The organism is Collinsella sp. AF05-9 (assembly GCF_003465595.1).
GTDB lineage: Bacteria > Actinomycetota > Coriobacteriia > Coriobacteriales > Coriobacteriaceae > Collinsella.
Genome location: NZ_QSBB01000055.1, coordinates 1 through 6429 on the forward strand (window position 1 = coordinate 1; position 6429 = coordinate 6429).

Consider the following 6429-nt stretch of genomic DNA (forward strand, 5'->3'; position numbering starts at 1 on the left):
CGTAGCTCGAGACGGGCCCGGGCTGACAATTTCGACTGTAATGGACGTTCTTACATGACTAGCTGTCGGGAGGAGGTTGGCATGCTCAATGCGATGATTTGGGCGCTTGCCTGTTTTGGCGTCGTCGCTGCCGATATCGCCCTGAGTGTGGTTTTGTTCTCCGCTCTGGGCGTCGCATCGGTGTTCATGGGCTTTTCGATTGACGACCTCGATATTCAATTGCTTCAGGCTGCCGCGCAGATGGCGTCGTTTTTGATGGCGCTGCTGTGGTGGCGTTATCTGTGGCCGCGCTCGTTTATGGCGCGCTGGCAGGGCGAGCGCCCGCTTGGCGGGGGAGCAGGCAAAGCATGGAGGCGCATCGTCTGCGTTATCGTGATTGGCCTTGCCCTGCAGGTGGTCGTAGGCTACGTGACCGACGCCGTGCTGTCGCTGTTGCCCGAGGCCGCGGCCGACTACAGCGAACTTGTCGAGGAGACGGGCATGGGTGACACGAGCTATCTGGCCGTCCTGACCACGGTGCTCGGCGCTCCGTTTTGCGAGGAGCTGCTGGTGCGCGGTATCATTTTTGAGTTTTCGCTCCGAGCGTTTAATCCGCAGTGCCGCCCACTTTGGAAGCGCCGGCGTCGTGTGGGTGCGCAGGACGGCGCCATGGTGCCCTGGGCGGCCCCGAGCACGTGGGGTATCGCCGCGGCGGTCGTGCTGCAGGCGGCGATCTTCGGTTTTATGCACATGAACTGGGTGCAGGGCTGCTATGCGGGCGCTGCCGGCCTCATTTTTGGCTGGGTGCTCGTGACGACCGGAAAGCTCCGCTACACGATTCTGCTGCACTTTGCCTTTAATGCCTGGTCGTATTTCATGACGTTGCTCTGGTTTGTGAACACACCGCTCGACGTGGCAATTACGGTCGCTATCGCCGGCGCCATCCTCGTTGAGGCAATGCGCTCGCTGCGCCACGCGTGCGGGATGGACGCAGCGAGCGCACCGCTGCCCTAGTTGCGACGCCCGCCTCCGTTGGCGCCCTGACGCCCTTGGGCTGCGCGATTGCGACCGGCAGTGTTCTGTGCGCGCGACATGCCGCCGTGCCCCTTGCTGCCTTTGGGTCCCTTGCCGGCGGCGCCACCGTGCGGCTTGCCGCCCTTCTTGCCGGTGCCATGTCCGCCGTTGGCAGATGTCTCGCCCGGGCGCGGCGGCACGGGGCGAATCAGGCAATGCTTGGTGTAGCCAATCAGATCGCGGCGGCCGGCCTTTTCTAGTGCCTCGCGTACGAGCTTGTAGTTCTCGGGCTTGCGGTATTGGATGAGCGCACGCTGCATGGCCTTCTCGTGCGGGTCGCGTGCCACGTAGATCGGCTTCATGGTGCGTGGGTCCACGCCGGTGTAGTACATGCAGGTCGACATGGTGGACGGGGTGGGGTAGAAGTCCTGCACCTGCTCGGGCATGTAGCCCATGTCGCGCACGGCCTCGGCAAGGTCCACAGCTTCCTTCATGGTCGAGCCGGGGTGGCTCGAGATCAGATACGGCACCACGTACTGCTTGAGGCCGTATTCGCGGTTCAGGCGTTCAAATTTACGGCAGAACGCGTCGTAGACGGCGCGGCTCGGCTTGCCCATCACGGAGAGCACCGCGTCGCTCACATGCTCGGGCGCTACGCGCAGCTGGCCCGAGACATGGTGCTCCAGCAGCTCGCGCAAAAACTCGTCCGAGGCGTCGGCCATGGTGTAGTCAAAACGGATGCCGCTGCGGACGAAGACCTTTTTGACGCCCGGCAGCTGGCGCAGGTCGCGCAGCAGCTGCGTGTAGCCGCTCTCGTCGACCACCATGTTTTTGCATACGCTCGGCCACAGGCAGCGCTTGTTCTTGCACACGCCGTGCTTGAGCTGCTTGTCACAGGCCGGGCGGCTAAAGTTAGCCGTCGGTCCGCCCACGTCGTTGATGTAGCCCTTAAACTCGGGATCGCGCGTGAGCAGCTCGGCCTCGCGCATGATCGAGTCGTGGCTGCGCATCTGCAGTACGCGGCCCTGGTGGAAGGTGAGGGCGCAAAACGAGCACTCGCCAAAACAGCCGCGGTTGGAGCTAATGGAAAACTTGATCTCGGCAAAGGCCGGTACGCCGCCCGCCGCGTCGTAGTCGGGATGCCAATCGCGGGCGTAGGGAAGCTCGGCCACCTCGTCCATCTCGTCGGTGGTGAGCGTCGCCGATGGCGGGTTCTGCACCACATAGACGCTGTTGGGATAGGGCTCTACCAGGCGATGGCCGGTGATGGGGTCCATATTCTGCTGCTGCACGTTAAAGCTGCGCGCGTAGTTGAGCTTGTCGGCGGTAAGGTCGTCCCAGCTGGGCAGCAGGTCGTAGTCGTAGACCTCGTCGAGCGAACCCGTGCGGTAGACGGTGCCGTTGATATAGGTGATCTGGTCGACGGGCAGTCCCGCGTCGAGCGCGTCGGCGATCTCGACAATCGCGTGCTCGCCCATGCCGTAGATGAGGATGTCGGCGCCCGAGTCGAGCAGTACCGAGCGCTTGAGCTTGTCCTGCCAGTAGTCGTAGTGGGCCAGACGGCGCAGGCTCGCCTCGATGCCGCCGATGATGATGGGGGCGTCCTTGAACGTCTGGCGGATGAGGTTACCGTAGACCGTGACGGCACGATTGGGACGGCGCCCCTCCTCGCCACCAGGGGTATAGGCGTCGGTGTGGCGGCGGTGCTTGGTCACCGAATAGTGGTTGACCATGGAGTCCATGTTGCCGGCACTGACGAGAAAGCCCAGGCGAGGCTCGCCGAGCACCGTGATGCTGGCGGGGTCGGTCCAGTCGGGCTGGCAGATGATACCCACCTTGTAGCCGTGCGCGTCAAGGACGCGGCTGATGATAGCCATGCCAAAGCTGGGATGGTCCACGTAGGCGTCACCGCAGATGTAGACAAAGTCGCACTGGTCCCAGCCGCGCGCATCCATGTCGGCGCGACTGACGGGGAGAAACTTATCGCGGCCCGGACGCCAGGGGCGGGCGGGCGTCGCTTGGGAATGCTTGGTGCGGGCGACCGTGGCCTGCGCCTTACCGCTGCGCTTTTGCTGCTGGCCCTGTTTGCCCTGCTGACTGCGCTGGTTGTTCTGAGCGTGCTGAGGCTTTTTTGCCACGATCCCTCCCGGTGTTTGTATGCTGCACGTAATTGTAACCAGTCTTTTTGGGACGGGGCTAAAAAGACTGGTGGAGTACATGGGTTGGCGGATCGGCGTATCGATGCGGGTGCCGTTTGTTTCCAGACTGTGTATCTGCGCGTTGGGGAGCCCGTCTCGCGCGCATGCCATGTTGTCAATGGGTTACAGTATGAACGGCGGCTATGTTTCCGCCAACGCACGAGAGAGTCGTCAACAAGGAGGATGCACGACGATGCAGCGTGCCAAACAGATATCGGAGTCCATCGAGCTGGGCATCATCTTGGCGCTCGCCGGTGGCTTTATGGACGTTTATTCGTACATTGGGCGCGATCATGTTTTCGCAAACGCGCAGACGGGCAATATCCTGCTCGTGGGCGTGAGCATCTCGGAGGGCAACTGGGCGCTGGCGGGGCGCTACTTCTTCCCTGTGGTGTCGTTTGCTGTGGGTATTATGCTTGCCGACCTGGTTCACGAGCGGTTTGGCAGTGTGATTCACTGGCGCCAGGTGACGGTGTTTTTTGAAGCCGTTATCTTGCTGGGCGTGAGCTTTATCCCGGGCGGCGGTTACAACCTGCTCGCCAACTGCCTCACTTCGTTTGCCTGCGGTATGCAGGTAGAGAGCTTCCGCAAGATCCACGGTCACGGCATCGCTACGACCATGTGCATCGGCAACTTGCGCAACGCGCTACAAAACGTGGATGATTACATCATCACCCACAGGCGCGGCTTTTTGGAAAACGGCCTGCTGTACTTTGGCGTGATCTTTACCTTTGTGTTTGGCGCCGTGTTGGGCAACTGGTGTATTGAGCGCATGGGCCTGCACGCCATCGTCGTGGCGAGCGTGCTGCTGTTTGTCGCGTTTGCCATCATGTTCATCGATCGCGAACGCGACTTGCACAGGAAATGGGCCCGCATCGTAGCTGACTGGCAGACCACGAGTCTTAAGCGCTAAGGTGCATGTTCGTAACAACATTCAGGAGCCAGAAAAACTATCTAGCTCCTGAATGTTGTTACGAACTGCTTTTTGCGATTTATTCGAGATGCTCTTCAATCCGAGCCCTAAGAAGGGCAATGGCTGTAGGTATTCCAATTGCGGCGGCTAATTCGGCTTTATCCAAAACCTGTATGCTAAAGCACGATTGTTTTTCACATTGAAGGACGATAACTGAAGATAGCTTCACTTCCTGTTGGCTGAATATATCGTAATCTCCAAATAGGAAGTTACCTTTTATTGCGTAATTCGGTATGTTCGTTACGCACTTCATCTCAAGTCTGTTTAGACCATAATCGAACACCGCAACTTCCTTGTGTTCGATGATGAGCGCAACCCTGGGCATGTTGCTAAAGCCACCGTCGACGACAGTGAAGAGTTTTTCATTCGCATCGTCATAAACGGTATATTTAAGACTCGATAGCTGTCCTAGTGGACCCGTGAACCCATGTCTTTTGATGTTGAGGTTGTCTCCCGCTGGGTTGATGAGAGCCAGAGTATGCGGATAAGGATTACCTTCAATTGAGATTCGATATTCGTTTGTAGCCGTCTTGCTCGATTTAGGACCAGTAGCCATTACGCGTCATCGCCTCGATCGAATTGGAACCGTCTTCTACTTCGTGCGGAGAATTGCGCTGTACGTTGCGGTACATGCAGCTGCAATAACCGCATGGGCAATTTCTAACAAAATGAATGACGCTATTTGCTGCATGCATTTTATTTACTATAAAGTATCCTTTTATAAACGTATTGTCAAACATATATTGCTAAAACAGAAACAATTTATAGACTGAGTTGGTCGTATTCTTTGGGCGATTGCTCCTATAATCTAGCCTTCGCTGCTGTCGGGAGGGAAGGACTGGGGCTCCGTTATTATGTTGAAACGCTTTAACACTTTTGACGTTCTCACGCGTTTTTTGTTTCAAAAGCGTTAGGATGGAACTTGTAGCGCGGGGCGTAATGGGTGCCCCGCACACGATGGGAGGCTATCAATGGCTAATCGTTTCGTTCTCAACACCATCTCTTATCATGGTTCCGGCGCCATCAAGGAGATCCCCGGCGAGCTCCAGCGTCGCGGCTACAAGAAGATCTTCGTCTGTTCCGACCCCGATCTGGTCAAGTTTGGCGTTACCGCTAAGGTGACCGACGAGCTCGACGCCGCCGGCATCGCTTGGAGCCTCTACTCCGAGATCAAGCCCAACCCCACTATCCAGAACGTCAAGGACGGCGTTGAGGCCTTCAAGGCCGCCGAGGCTGACGCTATCGTGACCATTGGTGGTGGCTCCTCCATGGATACCGCCAAGGCTATCGGCATCATCATCAACAACCCCGAGTTCGCCGATGTCCGCAGCCTCGAGGGCGTTGCTCCCACTAAGAACCACGCCGTATTCACCATCGCCGTGCCGACGACCGCCGGTACCGCTGCCGAGGTGACCATCAACTACGTCATCACCGACCCCGAGAAGGTCCGCAAGTTCGTGTGCGTCGACACCAACGACGCCCCCGAGGTCGCCGTCGTCGACCCTGACATGATGGCCTCCATGCCCGCCGGCCTTACCGCTTCCACTGGCATGGACGCTCTGACCCACGCCATCGAGGGCTACACCACCAAGGGCGCCTGGGAGCTCTCCGACATGTTCCACTTTGAGGCTATCAAGCTGATCAGCGAGAACCTGCGCGACTCCGTCGCCGAGGCCAAGTCCGGCCAGCCCGGCTCCGGCCGTGAGGGCATGGCTCTTGGTCAGTATGTCGCCGGCATGGGCTTCTCCAACGTTGGCCTGGGCATCGACCACGCCATGGCTCACACCCTGTCCGCTCACTACGACACCCCGCACGGCGTCGCTTGCGCCATGCTGCTGCCGATTGCCATGGAGTTCAACAAGCCGGTTTGCGCCGAGCGTCTGGCCAAGGTTGCCGTCGCCATGGGCGTTGACACCACGGGCATGAGCACCGACGAGGCCGCCGACGCCGCCATCGCCGCCGTCAAGCAGCTCTCTGCTGACGTGAACATCCCGCACGTCTGCGAGGCCATGAAGGCTGACGAGATCGAGGTCCTGGCCAAGGACGCCATGGCCGACGCCTGCTTCCCGGGTAACCCGCGCGAGGCGACGCTCGACGACGTCATCGAGCTCTTCAAGAAGATTTGCCCGGCTGAGTAAATTACTCCCGTCGGCGGTCCCGGGCTTCCCTCCGGGCGCGTCCTCGGACATGTAAAAGGCCCCGCTGCGCGCGTTGTGAACTGCCTCCCATTTCTTGGACACAAGAAATGGGAGGCTTTTTTATGGC

5 protein-coding genes are annotated in these 6429 nt (G+C 59.2%); 3 read left to right on the top strand and 2 right to left on the bottom strand.

Annotated elements, in window-relative coordinates:
- The first annotated feature begins 81 nt into the window (after positions 1–81).
- Complete coding sequence (locus DWV43_RS09655) at positions 82–993, top strand: CPBP family intramembrane glutamic endopeptidase (RefSeq protein ID WP_158569866.1); 912 nt, start codon at positions 82–84, stop codon at positions 991–993.
- Here the strand turns inward: DWV43_RS09655 and DWV43_RS09660 are convergent.
- A complete protein-coding gene (locus tag DWV43_RS09660; protein ID WP_233539263.1) occupies positions 990–3131 on the bottom strand; it encodes a YgiQ family radical SAM protein in 2142 nt (713 codons plus the stop codon). The genes DWV43_RS09655 and DWV43_RS09660 overlap by 4 nt on opposite strands.
- Before the next feature lie 253 nt (positions 3132–3384).
- Here DWV43_RS09660 and DWV43_RS09665 point away from each other — a divergent pair, with 253 nt between their 5' ends.
- A complete protein-coding gene (locus DWV43_RS09665; protein ID WP_117818404.1) occupies positions 3385–4104 on the top strand; it encodes a YoaK family protein in 720 nt (239 codons plus the stop codon).
- Between the two features lie 79 nt (positions 4105–4183).
- Here DWV43_RS09665 and DWV43_RS09670 read toward each other — a convergent pair whose 3' ends face one another.
- Complete coding sequence (locus DWV43_RS09670) at positions 4184–4720, bottom strand: hypothetical protein (protein WP_117818406.1); 537 nt, start codon at positions 4718–4720, stop codon at positions 4184–4186.
- 415 nt (positions 4721–5135) lie between these two features.
- Between DWV43_RS09670 and fucO the strand changes: the two genes are divergently transcribed.
- Entirely contained in the window at positions 5136–6302 is a 1167-nt protein-coding gene (gene fucO / locus DWV43_RS09675) for a lactaldehyde reductase (protein ID WP_117634860.1), read from the top strand.
- Positions 6303–6429: the final 127 nt, after the last annotated feature.